Origin of the sequence: Ancylobacter oerskovii (genome assembly GCF_018390555.1) — a bacterium.
GTDB classification, from domain to species: domain Bacteria; phylum Pseudomonadota; class Alphaproteobacteria; order Rhizobiales; family Xanthobacteraceae; genus Ancylobacter; species Ancylobacter oerskovii.
This window is the reverse complement of sequence record NZ_JAHBGB010000001.1, coordinates 20,939-45,329: the sequence shown is the minus strand read 5'-3', so window position 1 is coordinate 45,329 and position 24,391 is coordinate 20,939. Positions and strand designations below refer to the sequence as shown.

General features: G+C 69.8%; 24 protein-coding genes. 14 read left to right on the top strand and 10 right to left on the bottom strand.

Annotation, left to right across the window (positions count from 1 at the left end):
- Positions 1 to 68 precede the first annotated feature (68 nt).
- Positions 69 to 1,085, top strand: a complete 1,017-nt coding sequence (locus KHC19_RS00200; RefSeq protein WP_213350019.1) for a DMT family transporter — start codon at positions 69 to 71, stop codon at positions 1,083 to 1,085.
- A gap of 115 nt (positions 1,086 to 1,200) precedes the next feature.
- Positions 1,201 to 1,539, top strand: coding sequence for a rhodanese-like domain-containing protein (locus KHC19_RS00195; protein ID WP_213350018.1), 339 nt, complete (start codon positions 1,201 to 1,203; stop codon positions 1,537 to 1,539).
- Between the two features lie 182 nt (positions 1,540 to 1,721).
- Here KHC19_RS00195 and KHC19_RS00190 read toward each other — a convergent pair whose 3' ends face one another.
- Both KHC19_RS00190 and KHC19_RS00185 read right to left on the bottom strand, forming a co-directional pair.
- Positions 1,722 to 3,101: a transaminase gene (locus tag KHC19_RS00190; protein ID WP_213350017.1), complete on the bottom strand. Its 1,380-nt coding sequence runs from the start codon at positions 3,099 to 3,101 to the stop codon at positions 1,722 to 1,724.
- A gap of 47 nt (positions 3,102 to 3,148) precedes the next feature.
- Positions 3,149 to 4,528, bottom strand: coding sequence for an aspartate aminotransferase family protein (locus KHC19_RS00185; protein ID WP_213350016.1), 1,380 nt, complete (start codon positions 4,526 to 4,528; stop codon positions 3,149 to 3,151).
- Positions 4,529 to 4,724: 196 nt separating this feature from the next.
- Here KHC19_RS00185 and KHC19_RS00180 point away from each other — a divergent pair, with 196 nt between their 5' ends.
- Together KHC19_RS00180 and KHC19_RS00175 are read left to right on the top strand one after the other, a co-directional pair.
- Positions 4,725 to 6,155: a glutamine synthetase family protein gene (locus tag KHC19_RS00180; protein WP_213350015.1), complete on the top strand. Its 1,431-nt coding sequence runs from the start codon at positions 4,725 to 4,727 to the stop codon at positions 6,153 to 6,155.
- Between the two features lie 266 nt (positions 6,156 to 6,421).
- Positions 6,422 to 7,531, top strand: a complete 1,110-nt coding sequence (locus KHC19_RS00175) for a polyamine ABC transporter substrate-binding protein (protein WP_213350014.1) — start codon at positions 6,422 to 6,424, stop codon at positions 7,529 to 7,531.
- A 66-nt stretch (positions 7,532 to 7,597) separates the two neighbouring features.
- On the opposite strand, the gene KHC19_RS00170 is transcribed toward KHC19_RS00175, so the two are convergent.
- Positions 7,598 to 8,980, bottom strand: a complete 1,383-nt coding sequence (locus KHC19_RS00170) for an aminotransferase-like domain-containing protein (RefSeq protein WP_213350013.1) — start codon at positions 8,978 to 8,980, stop codon at positions 7,598 to 7,600.
- Positions 8,981 to 9,792: 812 nt separating this feature from the next.
- Between KHC19_RS00170 and KHC19_RS00165 the strand changes: the two genes are divergently transcribed.
- The 10 genes from KHC19_RS00165 to KHC19_RS00120 all read left to right on the top strand — a co-directional run bounded on the left by KHC19_RS00165 (position 9,793) and on the right by KHC19_RS00120 (position 18,009).
- Positions 9,793 to 10,275, top strand: coding sequence for an MSMEG_0572/Sll0783 family nitrogen starvation response protein (locus tag KHC19_RS00165; protein WP_213350012.1), 483 nt, complete (start codon positions 9,793 to 9,795; stop codon positions 10,273 to 10,275).
- A gap of 61 nt (positions 10,276 to 10,336) precedes the next feature.
- Positions 10,337 to 11,404, top strand: a complete 1,068-nt coding sequence (locus tag KHC19_RS00160) for a Nit6803 family nitrilase (protein ID WP_213350011.1) — start codon at positions 10,337 to 10,339, stop codon at positions 11,402 to 11,404.
- Positions 11,307 to 12,449 carry an MSMEG_0568 family radical SAM protein gene (locus KHC19_RS00155; RefSeq protein WP_213350010.1) on the top strand — a complete coding sequence of 381 codons (1,143 nt, stop codon included), beginning with the start codon at positions 11,307 to 11,309 and terminating at the stop codon, positions 12,447 to 12,449. Before KHC19_RS00160 ends, KHC19_RS00155 begins: the two co-directional genes overlap by 98 nt.
- Entirely contained in the window at positions 12,446 to 13,000 is a 555-nt protein-coding gene (locus KHC19_RS00150) for an MSMEG_0567/Sll0786 family nitrogen starvation N-acetyltransferase (protein WP_213350009.1), read from the top strand. The genes KHC19_RS00155 and KHC19_RS00150 overlap by 4 nt, the downstream gene beginning before the upstream one ends.
- Before the next feature lies 1 nt (position 13,001).
- On the top strand, positions 13,002 to 13,991 hold the full coding sequence (locus KHC19_RS00145) for a sll0787 family AIR synthase-like protein (protein ID WP_213350008.1): 990 nt from the start codon (positions 13,002 to 13,004) through the stop codon (positions 13,989 to 13,991).
- Positions 13,991 to 15,154, top strand: a complete 1,164-nt coding sequence (locus KHC19_RS00140; RefSeq protein ID WP_213350007.1) for an MSMEG_0565 family glycosyltransferase — start codon at positions 13,991 to 13,993, stop codon at positions 15,152 to 15,154. The genes KHC19_RS00145 and KHC19_RS00140 overlap by 1 nt, the downstream gene beginning before the upstream one ends.
- A complete protein-coding gene (locus KHC19_RS00135) occupies positions 15,147 to 15,464 on the top strand; it encodes an MSMEG_0570 family nitrogen starvation response protein (RefSeq protein ID WP_213350006.1) in 318 nt (105 codons plus the stop codon). Before KHC19_RS00140 ends, KHC19_RS00135 begins: the two co-directional genes overlap by 8 nt.
- A complete protein-coding gene (locus tag KHC19_RS00130; protein ID WP_213350005.1) occupies positions 15,461 to 16,735 on the top strand; it encodes an MSMEG_0569 family flavin-dependent oxidoreductase in 1,275 nt (424 codons plus the stop codon). The genes KHC19_RS00135 and KHC19_RS00130 overlap by 4 nt, the downstream gene beginning before the upstream one ends.
- A gap of 4 nt (positions 16,736 to 16,739) precedes the next feature.
- Positions 16,740 to 17,579 carry a Pnap_2097 family protein gene (locus tag KHC19_RS00125; RefSeq protein ID WP_213350004.1) on the top strand — a complete coding sequence of 280 codons (840 nt, stop codon included), beginning with the start codon at positions 16,740 to 16,742 and terminating at the stop codon, positions 17,577 to 17,579.
- A gap of 40 nt (positions 17,580 to 17,619) precedes the next feature.
- Positions 17,620 to 18,009 carry a VOC family protein gene (locus KHC19_RS00120; protein WP_213350003.1) on the top strand — a complete coding sequence of 130 codons (390 nt, stop codon included), beginning with the start codon at positions 17,620 to 17,622 and terminating at the stop codon, positions 18,007 to 18,009.
- A 9-nt stretch (positions 18,010 to 18,018) separates the two neighbouring features.
- On the opposite strand, the gene KHC19_RS00115 is transcribed toward KHC19_RS00120, so the two are convergent.
- The 7 genes from KHC19_RS00115 to KHC19_RS00085 form a co-directional block, all read right to left on the bottom strand.
- The gene (locus KHC19_RS00115; protein WP_343207611.1) at positions 18,019 to 18,942 is read right to left on the bottom strand and encodes a lipid A biosynthesis lauroyl acyltransferase; all 924 of its coding nucleotides are present in this window, start codon (positions 18,940 to 18,942) and stop codon (positions 18,019 to 18,021) included.
- 20 nt (positions 18,943 to 18,962) lie between these two features.
- Complete coding sequence (locus KHC19_RS00110) at positions 18,963 to 19,985, bottom strand: zinc-binding dehydrogenase (RefSeq protein WP_213350002.1); 1,023 nt, start codon at positions 19,983 to 19,985, stop codon at positions 18,963 to 18,965.
- Positions 19,986 to 20,022: 37 nt separating this feature from the next.
- Complete coding sequence (locus KHC19_RS00105; protein ID WP_213350001.1) at positions 20,023 to 20,775, bottom strand: SDR family NAD(P)-dependent oxidoreductase; 753 nt, start codon at positions 20,773 to 20,775, stop codon at positions 20,023 to 20,025.
- Positions 20,776 to 20,953: 178 nt separating this feature from the next.
- The gene (locus KHC19_RS00100; protein ID WP_213350000.1) at positions 20,954 to 22,234 is read right to left on the bottom strand and encodes a beta-ketoacyl-ACP synthase; all 1,281 of its coding nucleotides are present in this window, start codon (positions 22,232 to 22,234) and stop codon (positions 20,954 to 20,956) included.
- A gap of 145 nt (positions 22,235 to 22,379) precedes the next feature.
- Positions 22,380 to 23,561 carry a beta-ketoacyl-ACP synthase gene (locus tag KHC19_RS00095; protein ID WP_213349999.1) on the bottom strand — a complete coding sequence of 394 codons (1,182 nt, stop codon included), beginning with the start codon at positions 23,559 to 23,561 and terminating at the stop codon, positions 22,380 to 22,382.
- Positions 23,554 to 24,069, bottom strand: a complete 516-nt coding sequence (locus KHC19_RS00090) for a 3-hydroxyacyl-ACP dehydratase FabZ family protein (protein ID WP_213349998.1) — start codon at positions 24,067 to 24,069, stop codon at positions 23,554 to 23,556. The genes KHC19_RS00095 and KHC19_RS00090 overlap by 8 nt, the downstream gene beginning before the upstream one ends.
- A gap of 37 nt (positions 24,070 to 24,106) precedes the next feature.
- Positions 24,107 to 24,388 carry an acyl carrier protein gene (locus tag KHC19_RS00085; RefSeq protein WP_213349997.1) on the bottom strand — a complete coding sequence of 94 codons (282 nt, stop codon included), beginning with the start codon at positions 24,386 to 24,388 and terminating at the stop codon, positions 24,107 to 24,109.
- Positions 24,389 to 24,391 lie beyond the last annotated feature (3 nt).

The following is a 24,391-nucleotide window of genomic DNA, read 5'->3' as shown; positions in this document are numbered from 1 at the left end:
AGCAGCTTGCTCGCTGTTGCGGCACCAACCGGTCCGCTCTCCACTCGCAAACCTTTCGAGCCCGGCTCATGTCCCCGCCGCCCCCCGTCTCCGCCGCCCTGTCGCCGACAGGCGTGGACGATACGTCGCTGCTGTCTCCCGTTCTGGTCGAGGCCGACGATGCGCGGCTGCGCCGGCAGGCCTTCGGCGCGGTGGTGCTGGCGGCGGTGATCATCGGCTTCTCGCCGATCCTGGTGCGGCTGTCGGATGTCGGGCCGGCGGCGATCGGCTTCTGGCGGATGTTCTTCTCGCTGGGGCCGACCGCGCTGTGGGCGCTGGCGGAGCGGCGCGAGGCGCGGCTCAATGCCCGCATCCGCGCCCAGACCGCGCCGCGCCTCAACTGGCGGCAGGTGCTGCTGGTGGCGGCGGCCGGCGTCGCCTTCGGCGCCGACCTCATCCTGTTCCATGCCGGGCTGGCTCTCACCAGCACCGCCAATGGCGTGCTGATCGGCAATCTCTACGTCATCTTCGTCTTCGGGCTGGGCTGGCTGTGCCTCGGCGAGCGGCCGACGCGCGGCCTCGTGGTCGCCCTCGGCTTCGCCATGGTCGGCGCCGCGCTCATCGTCGCCTCGAGCCTGGGCGGCGGCGGCCGGCCGGGCAGCGTGGTGGGCGACCTGCTCTGCGTCGCCGCGGCGCTCGCCTATGCCTTCTACATGCTGTTCGTGCGCATCCTGCGCCGCGCCAGCCCCGGCCGACCGGCGCTCGGCGGCGGCATGACGGCGCTCCTCTCCAGCGCGGTCGGCATGGTGCTGTGCCTCGCCTGGGCGCTGGCCACCGGCGAGCGCATCATGCCGGCGAGCATGGGCGGCCTGCTGGCGGTCGCCGCGCTGGGCGCCATCGTGCATGCCGGCGGGCAGGGGCTCACCACCTTCGCGCTCGGCCGGCTGCCCGCCGGGCTGATCTCGATGGTGATGCTGCTGCAGATCCTGGTCGGCACGGCGCTGGCGGCGCTGCTGTTCCGCGAGTTCCCGCCGGCGCTGGTGCTGATCGGCGGCGGCCTGCTCATCGCCGGCGTGGTGGCCGCGCGCCCGCGCGGCACGCGCTGAAGGCGGAGGGCGGCGGAGCCCTTCGCGGGGTGGCCCTTGCGCCGCCGGGCGGCTGGTATTAGGTCGAAGGCGGTTTCCAGCCGGATCTCCAGCCCGGCTCCAAGGAGTGCGCGCGATGCAGCCCAACCCGTTCGGTGGCGTGATTGAGCACCTGTCGGTCGACGAGGTGAAGGCGGGGCTCGATAACGGCACCATCCTCCTCGTCGATGTCCGCGAGCCGAACGAACTCGCCGCCGAGCGCATTCCCGGCGCCGTGGAGTTCCCGCTCTCGACCTTCGATGCCGCCGCCTTGCCCGATCCCGGCGACAAGCTTCTCGTCTTTTCCTGCCGCTCCGGCCAGCGCTCGCAGAAGGCCGCCGCCGCCGCGCAGGCGGCCGGCTACGATTTGCACCGCCACATGGCGGGCGGCATCCTCGCCTGGAAGGAAGCCGGCCTGCCGACCGAGCAGGGCTGAGCGGGTCGACCCTCGCGATAACCGATAGATCGCCTCATCCTGAGGCGTGGGCGAAGCGAGCCTCGAAGGATGCCCGCCAGATGCACCCGGACAAGCATCCTTCGAGGCCGGGCTACGCCCGGCACCTCAGGATGAGGGTGTGCCTTTTGGCAAGGCGGTGAGCGCTGGCGGCGCGGCGGCGCTTAGCCGGCCAGCCGCCCCAGCACCTCACCCATGGCGCGGCCCATGCAGTCGACCTGCTCCGCCGTGGTGGACGGGCTGGCCAACATCATGTCGTGGAAGGGCGAGATCAGCGTGCCCCGCACCAGCATGGCGAGGTGGATCGTCGCTTCCAGCGCGCCGAAATGCGCCGCCTTCGCCTCGGCGCCGTTGCGCAGCGGGCGGGCCGAGCGCACCACTTCGACGCGGGCGCCGCAGCGGGCGACGTGCCAGGGCAGGGCCGCCATGGCGATCACCGCGTCCAGCGTCGCCTGCATGGCGTCGGCGGTGGCGTTCATGTGGGCATAGGCCGCCTCCGTCGCGACCTCCTCCAGCGTCGCGCGCAGGGCGGCGAGCTGCAGCGGGCTGCCCGACAGCGTGGTGCCGATGCCGGAGTGGCCGGGCGGCACGCTGGCCCGCGCCGCGTTCAGCCGCGCCACCACCTCCTCGCTCATCCCCCACACCGCGGCGGGCACACCGCCGGCGATGGCCTTGCCGACCACGAACAGGTCCGGCTCCAGCCCGAAGGCGCGGGCATAGCCGCCCGGCCCGGTGGAAAGCGTGTGGGTCTCGTCGATCAGCAGCAGCGTGCCGTGGCGGCGGGTGAGGGCGCGCAGGCCCTCATGGAAGCCGGGCTGCGGCAGCACCATGGCGCAGTTGGTCATCACCGGCTCGGTGATGACGCAGGCGACCGTGCCGTCCTTGAGCGCCGCCTCCACCGCGTCGAGATCGTTGAACGGCGCCACCCGCGTCAACTGGGTGAGGTCGCGCGGCTCGCCCACCAGCCCGGCCTTGTTGGCCGGCTGGCCGCTGCGGTCGATCTCCACGAAGGTCTCGTCCACGGCGCCGTGATAGGCGCCGTCGAACACCAGGATGCGCGGGCGCCCGGTCGCCGCGCGGGCGGCGCGGATGGCGAAGCGGTTGGCGTCGCTCGCCGTGGTGGCGATCTGCCATTTGCCGAGGCCGAAACGGGCGGCGAGAAGATCGCCGACCGCCGCCGCGTCCGGGCTCGGCAGCATGGTGGCGAGGCCGCGCGCCGCCTGCTCGGTCAGCGCCCGGCGCACCGGGGCCGGCCCGTGGCCGAACAGCGCCGCGGTGTCGCCGAGGCAGAAATCGTCATAGGCATTGCCGTCGATGTCGACGAGGCGCGCGCCGGTCGCCTCGGCCACCACCAGCGGCACCGGCGTCGACCAGTCGCTCATCCAGTGCATCGGCACGCCTTCGAACAGGTGTGCCGCCGCGCCGGCCGCCGCGCGGGTCTTCGGGCGGGTGCCGAGATAGAGCGCCTCGGCCTCCGCGCGCAGGGCGGTGACGCGCGCGGGATCGACGCCGCCCTGCTCGGAAGGAACGAAAGGCGCATTCATCGGCAATCCTCCCTTACGTCACCTTCATTGAAGCACGAGCGGGCCGGTCAGCCCACCCAGCCCCAGCGCTTCAGCTCGGCATGGGTGTCGTCGAGCGTCTTCTTCGCCCGCGTCACCAGCTCGTCGGCCTCGCCATGCGAGAGGGTGAGGGGCGGGGCGATGATCAGCCGGTCGCGCACGGCACGCATGACGAGGCCGTTCTTGAACGAGAAGTCGCGCGCCAGCGTGCCGACCTTGCCGACATCCTGGAAGGCGGTGCGCCCAGGCTTGTCCGGGGTGAGCTCCAGCGCGCCGACCATGCCGAGCATCGGCGCCTCGCCGACCAGCGGATGCTCGGCGAGCTTGGACCAGCGGGCCTTGAGATAGGGGCCGATGTCGTCGGCGACCCGCTCCACCAGCTTCTCGCGCTGCATGATGTCGAGGTTGACGAGCGCGGCGGCGCAGGCGGCCGGATGGCCGGAATAGGTGTAGCCATGGTTGAAGTCGCCGCCCTCCAGCAGCACCTCGACCACCCGGTCGGCCACCATCACCCCGCCGAGCGGCATGTAGCCGGAGGTGATGCCCTTGGCCATGACGAGCAGGTCCGGCTTGGTACCGAAGGTCTCGCAGCCGAACCACGAGCCGGTGCGCCCGAAGCCGCAGATCACCTCGTCGGAGACGAACAGGATATCGCGCTCGCGGCAGATCCGGGCGATCTCCGGCCAGTAGGTGGCGGGCGGCACGATGACGCCGCCGGCGCCCTGGATCGGCTCGGCGATGAAGGCGGCGATGCGGTCCTCGCCCAGCGCGTCGATGGTGGCTTCCAGCGCCTGGGCGGCGCGCAGGCCGAACTCGTCCGGCGTCTCGCCCTGGCGCGCCTCGCCCCAGAAATAGGGCTGGGCGATGTGGACGACGCCGGGGATCGCCACGTTCTGCGCGTGCATCGGCGCCATGCCGCCGAGATTGGCCGCACCCACCGTCGAGCCGTGATAGGCGTTGCGGCGGGAGATGATGACCTTCTTCTCCGGCTTCTCCTTGATGTCCCAATAGCGGCGGACGAGGCGGATCACCGTGTCGTTGGATTCCGAGCCGGAGCCGGTGAAGAACACCCGGTTGAACTGCGGCGGGGTGAGCTCGGCCAGCTTGGCGGCAAGCTCGATGGCCGGCGTGTGGGTGGTCTTGAAGAAGGTGTTGTAATAGGGCAGCTCGCGCAGCTGCCGGGCCACCGCGTCGGCGATCTCCTCGCGGCCATAGCCGACATTCACGCACCACAGGCCGGACATGCCGTCGAGATAGCGGTTGCCGTCGGAATCGGTCAGCCACACGCCATCCGCCTTCACGATGACGCGCGAGCCCTCGGCGTTGAGCGCCTTGGTGTCGCTGAACGGGTGCAGGTGATGCGCGGCGTCGAGCGCGCGCAGCTCGGCGGTGGTCTTCGGCAGGGTCATGATGGGTCGCTCCAAGGGTTGCTGCACAATGTGATCACATTTTGCGTGCGTCAAGCCCGCCGCCGTGGCACAAAGGCGTCATCACGGCGCGTGGAGCCGGCACGACCCTTGCGAGAGCCTCTGGCCCGGCGGGTGGTCTTGACCGAACCGCTCGCCGCATGACCACAATCAGACAGGGCATTAACCGGAAGCCATCATGCCGTCCACCGAAGCCGCGCCGGTCGCGGTAGCCGATCTTGCAACCAACCCGACGATTGCCGCGCCGTCCAATACGGACGAGTTCGGCGCCTTCATCGCCCGCGAGGGCGTGCCCGACATCGTCGAAGTGCTCCTGCCCGACACCCACGGGGTGCTGCGGGGCAAATGGATCCCCGGCACCGCCGGGGGCAAGATCTGGACGGACGGCGTCGCCATCCCGCTGTCGATCTTCGGGCTGGACGTCTGGGGTCGCGAGGTGATGGAGACCGGCCTGCATGTGGAGACCGGCGACCGCGACGGCATGTGCCGGCCGGTGCCCGGTACGCTCACCCCGGTGCCGTGGTCGCCGCGCCCGGCCGCCCAGGTCCTGCTTACCATGCACGAGCCCATTCGTCTGCCGGACGGCCGCGGCGGCGAGCGGCCGTGGGAGCTCGATCCGCGCCACAAGCTGGCCCGACAGGTCGAGCGGCTCGCCGCGCTGGGGCTGTCGCCCTGCGTCGCCTTCGAGCTCGAATTCTACCTGATGAAGCAGCAGCCCGGCCCGGACGGGGCGCCGGAGCCGGTGTTCCCGGCCAAGGGGCTGGCGCGGCAGAACATGTACGCCATGTCCGACCTCGACGCCTATGCCGGCCTGCTGCACGAGGTGCGGGAAGCCGCGCGCATCCAGGGCCTGCCGGCCGATACGGTGATCTCCGAGGCGGCGCCCGGCCAGTACGAGGTGAACCTCTATCACCGCACCGACGCCATGGCGGCGGCGGACGACGCCATCCTGCTGCGCCGCCTCATCGACGGCGTCGCCCGCAAGCACGGCCTGCGCGCCAGCTTCATGGCCAAGCCGCTGCTCGATTTCGCCGGCTCGGGCATGCATGTGCATGTCAGCCTGATGGACCGTTCCGGCTCCAACGCCTTCGGCAAGGGCGAGGAGGGCGAGGCGCTGCTGCGCCATGCCGCCGCCGGCATGCTCTCCACCATGGCGGAGACCGCGCTGTTCTACGTGCCCGGCTTCAACGGCTATCGCCGCCTGGTGCCCGGCAGCTACGCGCCGACCGGCATTTCCTGGGGCTATGACAACCGCTCGGTGGCGGTGCGGGTGCCGAACGGCCCGCCCAAGGCGCGGCGGCTGGAGCACCGCATCGCCGGCGCCGACGCGCATCCGCATCTGGTGCTCGCCGGCATCCTCGGCGGCATGCTGGAAGGCATCGAGCGCAAGCTCGAGCCGCCGGCGCCGCTGGTCGGCGACGCCTACAGCACCGAGGCGCCGCTGCTCAGCCCGGACATGGGCGAGGCGATCCGCCGCTTCGCCGCGTCGGATTTCGTGGGCCGGGCCTTCGGCGCCGAATACAGGCGGGTGTTCGCGGTCATGAAGGAGGCGGAGCTCGCCGCCTTCCAGGGGCGCATCAACCCGCTGGAATACGAGACCTATCTGTGAGCCTCGCCCGCGCGGCCGGTCCTCTTCCCGGCGCGCGGGGTGGCGCGACGACGCGGTCATGCGATCGAAAAGAACATGCGCCAGTCTCGGGAATGGTGGCGGCCGGGAAATGTCCCGGTCCCCATCGCCCACGCTCTGGGCACGATGACGGCTTGAGCAGGCCGGGGCGAGCTACTAGCCTTGGCCCGATCGCCGACGAGCCGCCCGCGACTCACCGGTTCTCAGTGCCTCGTTCAACGCCTACCTTCCCGAAGGAGAACACCAAAATGGCCCGCCTACTCGCGACACTCGCGGCAGGTTTCCTGGCCGCCCTGGCGATCGGTCCCGCCAGCGCGCAGGAAAAGGTCGTCAACGTCTACAACTGGTCCGACTATATCGACGAGTCCGTGCTGGAGGAGTTCACCAAGGAAACGGGCATCAAGGTCCGCTACGACGTGTTCGATTCCAACGAGGTGCTGGAGACCAAGCTCCTCGGCGGCAAGACCGGCTACGACGTCGTGGTGCCCACCGGCTCCTTCCTGCAGCGCCAGATCCAGGCCGGTGTGTTCCTGCCGCTGGACAAGGCCAAGCTGCCGAACATCAAGGACCAGTGGCCGATGATCGCCGAGCGCCTGGCGGTCTACGATCCCGGCAACCAGTACGCCGTCAACTACATGTGGGGCACCACCGGCATCGGCATCAATGTCGACAAGGTGAAGCAGCGGCTCGGCGACATCCCGCTCAACACCTGGGACATCGTCTTCAAGCCGGAGCTGCTCGGCAAGCTGAAGGATTGCGGCGTCTACATGCTGGACGGCCCGGAGGAGATCATCCCCACCGCGCTGCGCTATCTCGGCAAGGACCCGAATTCCAAGGACCCGGCAGACATCGAGGCGGCCGGCAAGCTGCTGGCGCCGATCCGCAAGTTCATCAAGAAGTTCGATTCGTCGGGTTACATCAACGCGCTGGCCGGCGGCGACATCTGCCTCGCCACCGGCTGGTCGGGCGACGTCTTCCAGGCCAAGACCCGCGCCGAGGAAGCCGCGAAGAAGACCGGCAAGAAGCCGGTGAACATCGAGTACATCATCCCCAAGGAAGGTGCGCTGATGTGGTTCGACAACTTCGCCATCCCGAAGGATGCCCCGCACCCGGAAGAGGCGCTGGCCTTCATCAACTTCATGATGAAGCCGGAAGTGGCGGCCAAGAACGCCGACTACATCTCCTATGCCAGCGGCAGCGAGGGGGCTCAGAAGTTCATGAGCAAGGAGATCCTCGAAAACCCGGCGATCTACCCGGACAAGGAGACGCAGGAGAAGCTGTTCACCGTCACCACCTATCCGCAGAAGGTGCAGCGCGTCGTCACCAAGACCTGGAACGACTTCAAGCGCGGCCGCTGAGCCGGGCACTCGTCCCACGATACGGAAAGGCCGGGCGCATGCCCGGCCTTTTTGTTTGCGGCCGGTTCAGAAATAGCTCGCCGCCATTTCCGGCGAGACCTCCAGCGTGTGCGCCATGAATTCCAGCCCGCGCTCCAGCTGGGCGCGGCTCACCGGCCCGCCGAGGCCGACGCGCACCGCTTCCGGCGGCGGCCCGGCGACGGTGAAGGCGTCGCTCGCCACCACGCCGATGCCGGTGCTGCGCACATGGGCGGCGAAGGCCGGGCAGCTCCAGCCCTTGGCGAGCGGCAGCCAGATGTTGAAGCTCAGGGGATCGGACAGATAGGTGCCCGGCTCGAAGAAGCGGGCGGCGATCTTCTGCCGCGCCGCGGTTTCCGAGCGGATGAAGCGCAGGATGGTGTCGGCGGTGCCGTCGTCGATCCAGCGCGTCGCCACCGCCGCCATCAGCGGCGAGGCCATCACCGCCACCGCCCGCATGGCGGCGTTGAACGACCAGCCCGAGCGGGTGTCCGGCACCACCACATAGGCGAGCCGCAGCCCGGCGCCGATGCATTTGGCCAGACCGGCGATGTGCCAGCAGATGTCGGGCGCGATCGCCGCCAGTGGCGGCGGGCCATAGGAGGCGATGAAGCCATAGGCGTCGTCCTCGACGATCGGCAGCCCGTGGCGGCGGGCGATGGCGCAGATCGCCGTGCGCCGCCGCTCGGGGGTGGTGAGGGTCAGCGGATTCTGCAGCGTCGGGTTGAGGTAGAGCGCCTTGGGCTTGTGGCGGCGGATCGCCTCCTCCAGCGCCTCGGGCACGATGCCGTCGCCGTCCATCTCGACGCCGGCGAGGGTGAGTTCCAGCTGGGCGGTGATCGCCCGGATGCCGGGATAGGTGATGGCTTCCGCCAGCACGGTGTCGCCGGCCTTGGCGAGCAGCGAGAAGATGCCCACCAGCGCCGGATGCGCGCCGGGGGTGATGAAGATGCGTTCCTGCGCCGGCACCAGCGCCCGCCGGCCGAGCCAGGCGGAAGCGGCGTCCTTGTCGAGCGGCGAGCCGCCGAAGCCCTGGTAGCGCAGCAGCGGCAGGAGATCGCGCGCCACCGCGGCATACCCCTCCTGCATGCGGGCGATCAATTCGGGATCGTCCGGTTCCGGCGGCATGTTCATGGTGAAGTCGGCGGCCCGCAGCCGCTGCGGGGCAGGGGCCTTGTGCCCGGTGGCCGATTTGCGCACGAAGCTGCCGCGCCCGACGGTGGAATCGATCAGCCCGCGCTTGCCGGCCTCGACATAGCCGCGCGCCACGGTGGTGAAGTCCACCCCGAGGAGGGCGGCGAGCCGGCGCTGCGGCGGCAGCTGGTCGCCCGGCACCAGCAGGCCGGCGGCGATGTCGGCGGCGATCGCCTCGGCGATGGCGAGATAGCGCGGCCCCTCGCGACCCTCGATCCGCGGCACCCAGTCCTTCATCGGTGTTCTCCTTCCGGCGGCAGGCTCGTCGTTCTCAGGCACTTACATTCCAGGGGTATCCGCGCGAGCGCTCCTGCCCGCTCGCTTTGGAACCACCTCACCCGGTCGTCGCTTTCTTTCCCTTTCCCTGCCGAACCCGGTTGTCGCCGGGTTCGGCAGGGAGGGTCGAAACCGGAAACATCCGGCTGCGACGGAGAGGTGGCCCGCGAAGCGGGTCGGTGAGGGGCGACGCCATGAGAAGCGAAGAAGCCCTCACCCCACCCCTCTCCCCGACGGGGAGAGGGAGCAGGTCCCGACAGCGGCAGGCCGATCCCCGCCGCTTATCGCCCGCTCATCGCTTATCCGCCGCTCATCGCCCGAGCGCCCTCATCCTGAGGTGCCCGGCCATCGGCTGGGCCTCGAAGGATGCTCGCCCGGGTACGGATGCGCTTCGCCGAACCTCCTTCGAGGCTCGCTTACGCTCGCACTCAGGATGAGGGGCTCGGTGGGGCAGAACACGAGATAAGGCCGGTCGGCTGGTAAAACTCAGCCGGCTCCCTATCGGCTTCCACCGCCGCTGTCACCCGCTTTCCGCGGCTCCGCTGTCGATTGACCTCACATTGTTGCATCCGGCGCTGCGGCACATTTCGGCAAACTGGCGCACAGCGCGCCAATGGCTTTCATCGATATTGACAGTATCTAGCACAAAATTGACTGCAAATATCCTATCATAATACCGCAATTGATCGTATTTTTGATTGTGGCATTGTTGGCATGCTCGTTGCTCTCCTGTTGCACGCCCCTCCGGGCAAACCCGCAACAAGGAGTGACCCATGCCCGCCGTGACCCATCCGCCCCACAAGTCCGGTGACTTCTTCGTCGATTATGAGGAGAAGCTGTTCGAGGACGTCAAAGCCGAGCCGGGCGAGAAGGCGCTCGTCACCTTCCACACCGTCGCCTTCGAGGGCTCGATCGGCCTCGTCAACCTGCTGCAGGCCACCCGCCTCCAGCGCAAGGGCTACGAGACCTCGGTGCTGCTCTATGGCCCCGGCGTGCTGCTCGGCGTGCAGCGCGGCTTTCCCAAGATCGGCGACGAGGCCTTTCCCGGCCACCAGAACTTCAACAACCAGATCAAGAAGTTCCTCGCCGAGGGCGGCAAGGTCTATGCCTGCCGCTTCGCCCTGCAGGCGCTGTACGGCCATGGCGAGCCCTCGCTCATCGAGGGCATCACCCCGATCAGCCCGCTCGATGTGCTTGACGTGGTGCTGATCCACAAGCGCGCCAACGCCGTCATCCTCGATACCTGGACGCTCTGACCGGGCCGATCACCGGGCGCGGGCGGGCCTGCCCGCCGCCCCCTTCTCGCGAGGAGCGACGATGACAGACAGTTCCATCATCCGCGCGGCGGCGGTGCAGATCGCGCCTGATCTCGCCTCCCGCGCGGGCACCATGGAGAGGGTGCTGAACGCCATCGCCGAGGCGGCGGCGAAGGGGGCGAAGCTCGCGGTGTTCCCCGAGACTTTCGTGCCCTGGTACCCGTATTTTTCCTTCGTGCTGCCGCCTGTGCTGTCGGGCCGCGAGCATCTGCGGCTCTACGAGCAGGCGGTGGTGGTGCCCTCCGCCGAGACCGAGGCGGTGGCCGCCGCCGCCCGGCGCCACGCCATGGTGATCGTGCTCGGCGTCAACGAGCGCGACCACGGCTCGCTCTACAACACCCAGCTCATCTTCGACGCCGACGGCTCCTTGAGGCTCAAGCGCCGCAAGCTCACCCCCACCTTCCACGAGCGGATGATCTGGGGCCAGGGCGACGGCGCCGGCCTCAAGGTGGTGGACACCGCCGTGGGCAAGGTCGGGGCGCTGGCCTGCTGGGAGCATTACAACCCGCTCGCCCGCTACGCGCTGATGGCGCAGCACGAGCAGATCCATGTCGCGCAGTTCCCCGGCTCGCTGGTGGGGCCGATCTTCGCCGAGCAGATCGAGGTGACGATCCGCCACCACGCGCTGGAATCGGGCTGCTTCGTGGTCAATTCCACCGGCTGGCTCACCGAGGAGCAGATCGCCTCGGTGACACCGGATACGGGCTTGCAGAACGCCCTGCGCGGCGGCTGCATGACCGCCATCGTCGGGCCGGAGGGCCGGCATGTGGTGCCGCCGCTGACCTCCGGCGAGGGCATCCTGATCGCCGATCTCGATCTCGGCCTGATCACCAAGCGCAAGCGGATGATGGACAGCGTCGGCCATTACGCCCGGCCGGAGCTCCTGCACCTGGTGCTCGACCCGCGCCCCGCCCAGCCGCTGCATCTCGACGGTGCCTTCCCCTCTCAGCCCGAAACCGGGAGCCCCTCCGATGGAAGACCAGACCTCCTTGCCGACGAATCCGACGCAGGATCTGCCGACCGAGCTTCTGATCAGCGAACTGCAATCCTTCGGCGCGCGGCTGTCTGATCCGAAGGCCGGGCTGGAGAGCCGTCGCGGCGGCGCCGGGCCCTCCGACCACAAGGCGCTGACGCTGGACGGCATGACGGTGATGGTGCCCGTCCACACCGCGCCGGCCTTCGACAGCCCCTATGTGGTGGAGAAGCCCGACGAGGCCGGGCGCAGCCGCATCATCCGCGACGGCCGCAGAGTCGGCGAGGTGAGCTTCCCGGCGCGGCCGCGCTTCTACGACCTCACCACGGCGGACGGCATCCCCTACAGCAAGATCGCCGTACTGCACGGGCGCGACGTGCTGGCGACCACGGTGCTGCAGACCTGCATCCGCTACCAGAGCCGCACCAAGACCTGCCAGTTCTGCTCCATCGGCCAGTCGCTGGCGGCCGGGCGCACCATCGCCCACAAGACGCCGGCGCAGCTCGCCGAGGTGGCGAAGGCGGCCGTCGAGCTCGATGGCGTCAAGCACATGGTGATGACCACCGGCACGCCGAAGGGCGACGACCGCGGCTGCGCCATCCTCGCCGAGAGCGTGCGGGCGGTGAAGGCGGCGGTCGATTTGCCGGTGCAGGTGCAGAGCGAGCCGCCGGAGGATTTCGGCTGGTTCCAGCGGCTGAAGGACGCCGGCGCCGATGCGCTGGGCATGCATCTGGAGGCCGTCACCGAGGGGGTGCGCCAGCGCATCATGCCGGGCAAGGCGCAGGTGTCGGTCGAGAGATACATGGAGGCCTTCGCCGCGGCGGTGCCGGTGTTCGGCCGCGGGCAGGTGTCGACCTACATCCTTGCCGGGCTCGGCGACACCGCCGAGGCGATCCTTGCCATCAGCGAGAAGCTGGTCGCGCTGGGCGTCTATCCCTTCGTGGTGCCGTTCGTGCCGATCTCCGGCACGCCGCTGGAAAGCTACCCGACGCCGTCCTCCGCCTTCATGAACTCCATCCTGGCGCCGCTGTCGCGGATGCTGGTGACAAGCGGGCTGAAGGCCACCGACATCAAGGCCGGCTGCGGGCGCTGCGGCGCCTGCTCGGCGCTCGCCACCTATGAGCGGAGGCTGGCACCATGATCATCGATGGAGGCGTCCCGCACCCGCAGCCTTTCGTCGCCAGCGCCTATCAGGTGAAGTTCTCGGCCTCGCGCTGGGAGCGCGAGGGCGCCTATGCCCTGCGCCGCGCGGTGTTCTGCGGCGAGCAGGGCCTGTTCGCGGGCGATGACCGCGACGGCATCGACGACTACGCCATCCCGATCGTCGCGCTGGCCATGATGGGGGTGGCGGCCGACCGGGTGGTCGGCACGGTGCGCATCCATGAGGAAGCGCCCGGCACCTGGTGGGGCTCGCGCCTCGCGGTCGATGCCGATTATCGCAGCGTCGGCGCGCTGGGGGCGACGCTGATCAGGCTCGCCGTCTCCTCCGCCCACGCCATGGGCTGCACGACCTTCCTCGCCCATGTGCAGGAGCAGAACGCGCTGCTGTTCCGCCGGCTGCACTGGCGCATCGTCGAGGAGGTCGAGCTGCACGGCCGCCGGCATTTCCGCATGCAGGCCGACCTCGCGTATTACCCGCCCTGCTTCAAGCCGGAATTCGGCTTCGTGGCGCTGCCCAGAAAGGCGGCCTGAGATGGACGCCATCGCCTTCGCCACCCTCGTCGAGGAATTGCGCGCCAATGCCGGTCTGAGAGCCAAGGCGGAGATCGGCGAGGTTGCCGCGCGCCTCGGATTATCCGGCGCGCAGGTGCCGGTGGGCGACGACTGCGCGGCGATCCCGGACGGCGACGGGCACCTCCTGTTCGCCATCGAGGGCTTCATCAACGGCTTCGTCGCCGCCGATCCGTGGTTCGCCGGCTGGTGCGGGGTGATGGTGAACCTCTCCGACATCGCCGCCATGGGCGGCCGCCCGCTCGCGGTGGTCGACGCGGTGTGGGCCAAGGATGGCGACAGCGCCGCCGCCGTGCTCGACGGCATGCGGGCGGCCTCGCAGGCCTATGGCGTGCCGATCGTCGGCGGGCATTCCAACCTGCACACCGCGCAGGAGCAGCTCGCGGTGGCGGTGCTCGGCCGAGCCGGTCCGCGCCTGCTCACCAGCTTCGACGCCCGCCCCGGCGAGGTGCTGATCGCCGCCATCGATGCGCGGGGCAGCTATCGCGAACCCTTCGACAACTGGCAGGCGGCCTTGGCCGCCCCGCCGGAGCGCCTGCGCGCGGATCTCGCGCTGCTGCCGGAAATCGCCGAGCGCGGCCTCTCCCGCGCCGCCAAGGACATCAGCCAGGCCGGCCTCGTCGGCACGGCGGTGATGCTGGCGGAATGCTCCGGCGTCGCCATCGACGTCGACCTCGACGCCATCCCGCTGCCGGCGGGCGTCGAGCTCCCGCGCTGGCTGCGCAGCTTCCCGAGCTTCGGCTTCCTCATCACGGCGACGCCGGCGGACGTGCCGGCGATCCTCTCGCTGTTCGCCGACCGCGACATCGCCGCCGCGACCATCGGCACCGTCTCCGCCGGCCATGCCGTGAGCGTGTCGAGCGGCCCGCACCGCGCGGTCGTCCGCGATTATGCCGCCGAGCGGCTGATGGGGCTCGGCACGCCGGACCTCGCACAGGCGGAGATGGCGTGATGGCGCGTTCCCTGCGCATCGCCATGCTCACCCATTCCACCAATCCGCGCGGCGGCGTCGTGCATGCGATGTCGCTGTGCGAGGCGCTGGCGGCGCTCGGCCATCGCCCGGTGCTGTTCGCCCCCGACGCCGGGGGCGCCGGCTTCTTCCGCGCGCCGGCCTGCGAGGCGGTGGCCTTCAAGGCCGGCCCGGCCCCGGCCGGCATGACGGCGATGGTCGAGCAGCGCATCGCCGACTATGTCGCCCATTTCGAGAGCGAGGGCACCGAGGGCTTCGATCTCTTCCACGCCCATGACGGTATTTCCGGCAATGCGCTGGCGACCCTGAAGCAGCGGGGCGCGATCCCCGGCTTCCTGCGCACCGTGCACCACATCGACACCTTCACCGATCCGCGCCTCGCCGCCTTGCAGGAGCGCGCCATCCGGGCCGCCGACGGCTGGTTCGCGGTCAGCCATCTCTGGCAGACGCATCTCGCGGAGACTTACGGCCTCGCCGCCGCGCTTTCCGGCAATGGCGTCGACCTCGCCCGCTTCCGGCCGCAGCCGGATGGCGGGGAGGGGGCGTTGCGCGTCCGGCTCGGCCTCGGCGACGGGCCGGTACTGCTGGCGGTGGGCGGCATCGAGGCGCGCAAGAACACGCTGCGCATTCTCGAGGCCTTCCTGCAATTGCGCGCCTTGCATCCGAAGGCCGAGCTGGTGATCGCCGGCGGCGCCTCGCTGCTGGACCATGGCGCCTATCAGGAGGAATTCGCCGCTCGGCTGGCACAGGCGGGCGGCCACGGCATCCATGTCACCGGCCCGCTGGCCGATGCCGACATGCCGCGCCTCTACCGGCTCGCCGACGCGCTCGTCTTCGCCTCGGTGAAGGAGGGCTTCGGCCTCTGCGTGCTGGAGGCGATGGCATCCGGCCTCCCGGTGGTCGTCTCCCGCATCGCCCCCTTCACCGGCTATCTCGCCGATGACGAGGCGATCTGGTGCGATCCGCAGCGCCCCGCCGCCATCGCCGATGCCATGGCGCTCGCTTTGCGCCCCGGAGCGCGCGGCGCCTTCGTCCCGCGCGGCTTCGACGTCGCCGCCCGTCATGACTGGGCGCGCGTCGCCCAGGCGCACCTGCCCCTTTACATCCGCTTCGCGGAGATCGCCCGGAGATCGCTCCATGCCTGAGATGAGGTTCCGCATAACCTGGCCGGACGGCACGACGGAGGAGTGCTACTCGCCCTCCCTCGTCATCCGCGACCATTTCGAGGAGGGCGAGGTCTATCCGCTGGCCGAGTTCATGGCCCGCGCCCGCACGTCGCTCACCCTCGCCTCGGAGCGGGTGGCCGCCCGTTACGGCCATCCCTGCTCGCTGGCGCTCGGCCAGCTGGCGCGGCTGGAGAGCCGCGCCGCCCTCTTCGCCGATCACCCGCAGGCGCAGGTCGCCTGCCTCCGCTTCCTGCTTCCCCAAGGATTTGCCCAAGGATCCGCCCGATGACCACGCGCAACCCGCATGACGGCGCCCATTATGGCTGCATCGTCGTCGGCGGCGGCCAGGCCGGCCTGTCCGCCTCCTTCCATCTCACCCGTGCCGGCATCGACCATCTCGTCGTCGAGAAGAAGACCGCCATGCACAAATGGTGCGACGAGCGCTGGGACGCGTTCTGCCTGGTCACGCCGAACTGGCAGTGCCAGCTTCCCGGCCATCCCTATGACGGCGACGACCCCAACGGCTTCATGGTGAAGCACGAGATCCTCGGCTATCTCGACCGCTTCCGCGCCAAGGTGAAGCCGCCGATCCTCGAGCACACCGCCGTCACCGCGGTGGAGCGCCACGGCAGCGGCTTCCGGGTGGAGACCTCAGCCGGCACCTTCACCGCCGATGCGGTGATCCTCGCCACCAGCCTCTATGGCACGCCCTCCATTCCCCGCGCCGCCGAGCGGCTGCCGGACGACATCGTGCAGATGCACACCGTCGACTACCGCAGCGCCGCCGCCCTGCCGCCGGGCGCGGTGATGGTGGTGGGCTCCGGCCAGTCCGGCGCGCAGATCGCCGAGGACCTGCACCTCGCCGGGCGCAAGGTGCACCTCGCCACCGGCAACGCGCCGCGCTGCGCCCGCTTCTATCGCGGCCGCGACGTGGTGGACTGGCTGTGGGACATCGGCCAATACGCCATCACCGTCGCCGATGACGGTATGGGCAAGAAGCGGCACGACACCAACCACTATCTCACCGGCCGCGACGGCGGCCGCGACATCGATCTGCGCCGCTTCGCGCTGGACGGCATGGCGCTCTATGGCCGGGTGCAGGGCGTCTCCGGTGGGCGCATGCGGTTCGCCGCCGACCTCAAGACCAATCTCGACGCCGCAGACAAGGTCTATAACGGCATCAACGCGCTGATCGACCGTCACATCGCCGAGAAGGCCATCGAGGCGCCGCCGGCCTCGGTCTATGTCCCGCTGTGGGAGCCGGCGGAGGAGCCGGCCGAACTCGACCTCGCGGGCGCCGGCATCACCAGCGTCATCTGGGCCACCGGCTTCCGGCCGGACTGGTCCTTCGTCGGCCTGCCGATCTTCGACGGCATCGGCTATCCCGTGCAGCGGCGCGGCGTCACCCATGTGCCCGGCCTCTATGTGCTCGGCCTGCCCTGGCTGTGGACCTGGGGCTCGGGCCGTTTCCTCGGCGTCGCCGCCGATGCCGAGCATGTGGTTGAGCATCTCGTCGGCGCGGTGTCGGCGCCGCGCCAGCTGCTCGCGCAGGCGGGGTAGCGCCATGAGCTTCCTCGCCCCCGCGCATCGCCTCGTCATGGAGCCGGGATTGCAGACCGTGCTGCGGCTCGGCATGCCGCATCTGGTGCCCGGCGGGCTCTCGGAGAGCTGGCTGCTCAAGCAGCTCGGCGATCTCCACTGGCAGATGCTGGCCGATCGCCTCGGCTGCCCGCCCTCGGCGGTGGAGGATCGGGAGGGCAACCGCGTCTATGCCGCCTTCCGTCATCTCCGGCTGGAGGCGGCCCGGCTCGATCTGGCGCGCGAGGACGCCGTCCTCGTCATCCGCTCGCGGCTGTGGCGCCTGTCGCGCACCCAGCTGATCAGCCGGCACGAATTGGAGGCCGGTGGCGAGGCGCTGGGGCTGGTGACGCTGGTGTCCGCCTTCATCCGTCGCGAGGACGGCTCGAACCGGCGCGTCTGCCGGGTCGAGGTGCCCGGCCTCGCCGAGCTGCCGCTGTGGGAGCGCGCGCAGCCGGAGCCGCCGGCGCTCGACGAGGGGGAGGGGCCATCGGCCGATTTCTCCTTCACGCCCTGTCCGCCGGAGGATTTCAACGGCGCCGGCTTCCTGTATTTCCCTGCCTATGTCGCCATCGCCGAGCGCGCGCTGCACGCGGCGGGCTGGCTGCCGGCGTCCGGCCTGCCGGTGGGCGAGCGTATCGTCCGCTTCCACGCCAATCTCGATGCCGGCGACAGCATCGATGTCCGCACCCGCCTGCTGCCCGGGGGAGTGGACGAGCTGCGTATCGCCGCTGAGCTGCATCGGGCCTCGGACGGCGCGCGGATGGCGGAGATCGTCACCCGCCGTCATGGCGCGTTCGCTCCGGCGCCGCTACAAGCGATCTAGGCGCAGGGCCGGCATCCGGCCGCGGGTGGGGGAGGCGACGATGTTCTCGCATGTGCGTATCGGCGTGAGCGATTACGAACGTGCCCTGGCCTTCTACGCGCCGCTGATGGAGATGCTCGGGCTGGCGCTCAAATTCGCCGAGCCGGAAAGCCGCTGGGCCGGCTGGAAGCCCGCCGATGCCGACCGGCCGCTCTTCCTCATTGGCGCCCCGTTCGACGGCACCCACGATCCCGGCAATGGCCAGATGACGGCCTTCCTCGCCCCGGACCGGGCGACGGTCGCCCGCTGGCACGCCTTCGCGCTGGAGCTCGGCGGCCGCGACGAGGGCGCGCCGGGCCTGCGCCCGCACTATCATCCGAACTATTACGGCGCCTATGTCCGCGACCCCGACGGCAACAAGCTCTGCGTCTGCTGCCACGCGGCGGAGTAGGCCGGCGCGCTACGGCTCGCGCCAGCGGCGGTAGAACCAGGTCCACTGCTCGGGATGCTCGCGCACCCAGCCCTCGACCACCGAGGTGATCGCCTGCATCGAGGCGTCGACGTCGATCTTGCCGTTGGCGTCGCGCGGCAGGTCGAGCGGCGGCGTGCAGGTGATGCGGAAGCGCCCGCCGGGCAGCCGGATCACCCGCACCCCGTGCACCGGGCACTCATAGAGCCGGGCGAGGCGGGCGATGGTCGGGTTCGCTGTGCAGGGATGGCCGAAGAAGTTCACCACCGGCCCGCCGCGCCGGTCCTGGTCGACGAGGATACCGAGATGCTTGCCCTGGTCGAGCACGGCGGCGAGCTCGAATACCGCCACATGCGAGGCGGCGACGAGGTTGCCCATCACCTTGGCGCGCTGGTCGAGCAGCAATTCGGCGAGGAAATCATTGTCCGGCGGGCGGAACAGCACCGCGCTGTCGAGGCCCTGGGCGGCGGCGGCGATGGCCGGCAGTTCCCAATTGGCGAGATGCGCGGTGAAGATCAGCGCCGGCTTGCCGTCATAGCGCATGGCGATGAACTGCGTCGCGCCCGACACCTCGATCCGGCTCTTGGCCGGTTCCCACATATTGTACTGCCAGATGTGGTCGAGATGGACGAACTCGCCGCCGACGCGGCCCATATTGTCCCACATGCCCCGCGCGATCGCCTCGCGCTCGGCCTCGGTCTTCTCAGGGTAGGCGCGGCGCAGATTGCGCAGCGCCCGCTGGTGCACGGAGGTGCGGGGGCCGATCAGCTTGGCCCAGAAGGCGCCGGCCTCGGCGGCCCGCTCGGCGCTCACCAGCCGCAGCAGGCGCACCACTCCCCACACCGTGCCGGAGATCACGGCGTTGCGCAGCTTCTTGTGCCAAGGCAGCCTGGAATTGGGCAGGGCGGTGCTCACCCGTGGGTCCGTCCGTCGGATCAGAAGGTGATGACGACCTTGCCGAACACCCGGCGGGTCTCCAGCCGCTCCAGTCCCTTGGCGAAGTCTTCCAGGGCGAACTGGCTGTCGATCACCGGCTTCACGCCGCGCGCCATGCGGGTCAGCCCGTCGGCGATGGCGCGGATCGGTGCGCCGAACGAGCCGATGATGCGGTACTGCCGCTGGAACAGCTGCATGAGGTTCATGTTCACCGACACGCCGGAGGTCGAGCCGCAGGTGACGAGGCGCGCGCCGGGGCGCATGGAGAGCAGCGAGCCGTTCCAGGTCTCGGCGCCCACATGCTCGAACACCACGTCGACGCCCTTCTTCTTGGTGATCTTGCGGACCTCGTGCTCGAAGCGGTCGGTCTTGTAGTTGATGACGTGGTCGGCGCCGAGCGCCAGCGCCTTGGCGCATTTCTCGTCGTCGCCGGCGGTGGTGATCACCGTGCAGCCGATCTCCTTGGCCATGCGGATCGCCACCGTGCCGATGCCCGAGCCGGCGGCGTGGACGAGAATGGTCTCGCCCGGCTCCAGCTTGGCGTTGTCGAACAGCATGTGCTCGACGGTGGAGAAGGTGACGGGGGCGGTGGCGGCGTCGACCCAGTCGATCCCGTCCGGGATCGGCACGCAGAGCCGCTCCTTGATGTTGAGCTGGTCGCGGGCGAAGCCGTCGACATGGAAGCCCATCACGCCGGCGACCTCTTCGCACAGGTTGTCGCGGCCGGACTTGCACATGCGGCACTGGCCGCAGGTGAGGGCGCCGTACATCGCGACCTTGGAGCCGGGCTTGAAGCGGGTCACGCCCTCGCCGATGGCGGTCACTTCGCCCACCGCCTCGGCGCCGACGATGAGGGGCATCTTGCGCTTGGCGAAGGCCATGCCGCGCCAGCCCCACACGTCGATATGGTTGAGCGCCAGCGCCTTGATCGAAACCTGCACCTCGCCGGGGGCCGGGGCTTCGGGGGCGGGCAGGTCGACGAGATCGAGCTGGCGGTCGGAGACGAGTTGAAGCGCGCGCATGGCGAGGCTCACTTCCTTCAGGAGCGGAACGGAAAGATCAGCGCTGGATGGCTAGAGCAGCTGTGAGGCCGCCGTCAACCGGCAGTGTCGCGCCGGTGACATAGCCCGCGCCGGGCGAAAGCAGGAAGGCCACCACCGAGGCGACGTCCTCCGGCCTGGCGAAACGCCCGGCCGGGATCTGCTTCTCGACATTGGCGCGATAGGCGGCATAGGGCGCCAGCATCTCGGTATCGACGAAGCCGGGGGCGACGACGTTCACCGTCACCCCGCGCCGGGCGCCCTCGATGGCCAGCGTGCGGCAATAGCCGGCCAGCGCCGCCTTGGAGCCGGCATAGATGGCGTTGCCGGCATTGGCAACGTCGGCGGCGATGGAGCCGATGGCGACGATGCGGCCGGCCCGCGCCCGCGACATCGGGCGGATCAGCGCGCCGGCCAGCTTCACGAACGACCAGTAATTGACCTGCATCAGCCGCTCGGCCTTGTCCTGGTCGACCATGGCGGCGAGCGTGTCGTAGCTCATGCCGGCATTGTGGACGAGGCCGAAGAACGGCTCCTCGGCCACCTGCGCCGCGAACGCATCGACCGCACCCTTGTCGGCGAGGTCGAGCGGGCGCGCCTCCAGCACCGCCTCGGGCCGCGCGGCCTTGATCTCGGCGATCAGCGCCTCGGCCTCGGCGACGGCGGTGCGGACGGTGAACACCACCTCGAAGCCGCCGAACGCCAGCGCCCGCACGATGGCGGCGCCGACGCCGCGCCCGCCGCCGGTGACGAGAACGCGGGACATCGTCATGCGTGCGCCCTTTCCTTACCTCTCCCCGAGGGGGAGAGGTCGGCGCGCAGCGCCGGGTGAGGGGGAAGGACGCCTGCGAAACCCTGGAGCGTGCGATGCCCCTCACCCCGACCCTCTCCCCCACGGGGAGAGGGAGCAGGGGTCGACGAGATCATCGCGGGCGTGAAGACGAAGACCCTCACGCCGGCTCGCCCGTCATGATCACGCACACATTCTGCCCGCCGAAGCCGAACGAATTCGACATCACCCGGTTCACCTGCGCGTCGCGGGCGACGTTCGGCACCACGTCGAGCGGGATCGCCGGATCCGGCGTCTCGTAATTGATGGTCGGCGGGATGCGGCCGTTCTGGATGGTCAGCACCGACACCACCGCCTCGATGGCGCCGGCGGCGGTCAGCGTGTGGCCGATCATCGACTTGTTGGACGACAGCGGGATCGAGCCGATCCGCTCGCCGAACACCGCGCTCATGCCGGTGAACTCCATGCGGTCGTTCTCCGGCGTCGAGGTGCCGTGGGCGTTGATGTAGTCGATCTCGTCCGGGCTCACCCCGGCATCGGCCAGCGCCGCGCGCATGCAGCCGATCACCGGCTTGGCGTCCGGCGAGGAGCGGGTGCGGTGGAAGCTGTCGGCCATCTCGCCGACGCCCTCGATCACGCCGAGGATCTTCGCCCCGCGCGCCACTGCGTGCTCCAGGCTTTCCAGCACCAGCGCGCCGGCGCCCTCGGCGATGATGAAGCCGTCGCGGTTCTTGGAGAACGGCCGCGAGGCCGCCGCCGGGTTCTCGTTATTGGTCGACAGCGCCGAGAGCAGCGAGAAGCGGATGAGGGCTTCCGCCGTCACCGAGCCGTCGGTGGCGATGGACAGCGCCGCGTCGCAGTCGCCGCGGCGGATCGCCTCGACGCCGAGCTGGATCGAGGTATTGCCGGAGGCGCAGGCGGTGGACAGCGAGATCGGCTGGCCGCGGGTGCCGAAGCGGTCGGCGAGGTGATCGGCGATCGAGCCGTAGAGGAAGCGCTCGTGCCAGGCGCCGTGGTCGTGCGTCTCGGCGGCGCGCAGCAGGTCGTCATAGGTGACGGCGGCGTTGGCGGCGGCTTCCTGCGCCAGGATGCGGCGCTGCGGCCACTCGATCTCGATCGGCGGCACGGCGCAGAACAGCGGGCCGGGGAAATTGCCCTTGGAGCCGATGCCCGACTGCGCGATCGCCTCGTCCGCCGCCAGCTGCGCCAGCTGCTCGGAGAGGTCCGGCGCGGTGCGGCCCGAGTCGGACAGGAAGTCGACGGTGCCGGCGATGGTGGTGCGCAGCGAATCGAGCGGGAAACGGGTGATGCGGTGGATGCCGGACTTGCCCGCAGTGAGCTTCGCCCAGTTGTCCTCTTTGCCCTGGCCGAGCGACGTCACCAGGCCCATGCCGGTGACGACGACGATCGGCCGACCGGCCTTGTCGGTATAGGACGCCATGATGTGCTCCTCGGGAGCTCGCGCTCCCCGTGCGGGTTAGACCTTGTCGATCAAGCGGATAGGCCTGATCGTCAAGAAGGCGCTTTAAGATCGGTCGGCCAGGTCCGTTCCCTTGCAGGGCTTCCTCTTCCCTGCGGAACCGGACCTAGTCGATACGCTCCACCAGCGCCACGCCTTCTCCGCGCCAATGCCCCACTCCGGTGACGATGGCACGCTTCAGCGGGCCGTCGAAAGGCTTTTCCAGCGTCTCGCCGGCGAGCGGCGGAAACAGCCGGCCTTCGGAGACGCTCAGCGCCGCGATGGCCAGCGCCACCGGCATCTGCGCCTCCAGGCCATGGCCGACGCGGTCGGTGACCGAGCGCACCGGCAGGCCGGAGCGCTCCAGCACCACGGCCTCGGCCTTGGTCGGCTGCGGCGCGCCCGAGGCGGCGGAAAGGATGGCGGTGCCGTCGGTGGTGTCGCCGAGGGCGCCGGCGATCATCGTCGCCAGCGTCGCCTCGATGGCGCCGTCCTCGCCGCGCCGCGCCCGTTCGGACCAGATGCCGGACAGCTTGGCTATCGGCTTCGCACCGCGCGCGCGGGCATGTTCCGGCGATTCCAGCACCAGGAAGGCGCCGGCCGAGCCGGTCGGCACGCCGTTCGCGTCCCTCAGCACCGGCGACCAGGGCGCGGCCTTGGCGAGATGCTTCAGCGCGTAGAGCAGCAGCATGTCGCGCCGCTCGGCATTGTAGGCGCCGCCGACGAGGGCGATCTCGCTGGTGCCGGCGGCGATGCGCGAGAAGCCGATGCGCACCGCGTCGGTGCCCGAGCTCTCCTCGCCCATGAAGGTGCGCGACGAGCCGGTGACGCCGTGCACGATGGAGATGTTGCCGGCGAGCAGGTTGGACAGCTGGGCGAGGAACAGCGTCGGGCGCAGGTTGGACTGCAACTGTTCGTTCAGGAACACGTCCGGCTTCGGCTGCTTCTCGATCTCGGTCAGGATGGCGCCGTCGACCGTCTGGTCGCGCTCGCCGCCACCGGCCGCCACCACCATGTCGGTGGCGCCGAGGATTTCCTTGTCGCCCTTGATCCCGGCCGAATCGAGCGCCAGCCCGGCGGCATAGGTGCCGATGCGCTGCCAGGGCTCCATCTGCCGCTGGTCGCCCTTCTTGGGGATCTGGCTGTCGAAATTGATCTTGGCCAGCGGGTGGACGACATAGGGCGAGAAGCCCGTCTCGTCGACGACCGGCTGGCCCTGGTTCAGCGCCGCCCAATGGGCTTCCAGCCCTTCACCGAGCGACGAGACGAGCCCGATGCCGGTGATCCAGACGTCACGGCGCTTAGACATGCGTGAGGTTTCCTACGCTCGCCGGGGCCGGCCCGCCCGCGGGGGCGGATGCGTCCATCGGCATGCCGATGCGCTCGGCGGTTTGGAGGAGGTAGCCGCGCAGCTCCGGCGCCGGGAACGGCATGGTCTTGAGCGTCACCTCGGCATTGCACACCAGCTTGCCCTCGACCCGCCCCTCGGCCTTCAGCCGCGCGAAGCCGGAGCCGTCATGCACCAGCTGGGAGAACACCTCGATGACCTGGCCCGGGGTGACGAAGGTGCGCAGCTTGCCCTTGTCGACCGTGGCGAGGAACGCCATGCGGTCGTAATTGTGCAGCCGCAGCAGCAGCATGCCGCTGGTCTGGGCCATGATCTCGAACAGAAGCACGCCCGGCAGCAGCGGATGGCCCGGAAAGTGCCCCTCGAAGATCGGGCTCTGGTCCGGCACGGTGTTGGCCGTCCTCAGGGTGCGGGCCTCGAGATCGAGAGCCAGCACCTTGTCGACCATCTGGAAATATTCGAGCCGCATGTCTGCCTGCGCCTGCCCGTACGCCCTGCCAGCCCGCTCAGGCGGACTTGGCGGCGATCAGCTCATCGATGCGGGCGCAGAGGTTCTCGAGCACGAAATACTGCTCGGTGGTCGCCTTGCCCTCGTTCACTTCCTGGGTCCACTGCTCGAGCGGCAGCTTGATGCCGAACGCCTTGTCGATCGCGAAGGCGATGTCGAGGAAGTCCAGGCTGTCGATGCCGAGATCGTCGATGGCATGGCTCTCGGGCGTGATGTTCTCGCGCGGGATGTCGCACGTCTCGGCGATGATGTTGGCGACGGTCTCGAACGTGGAAGACATGGA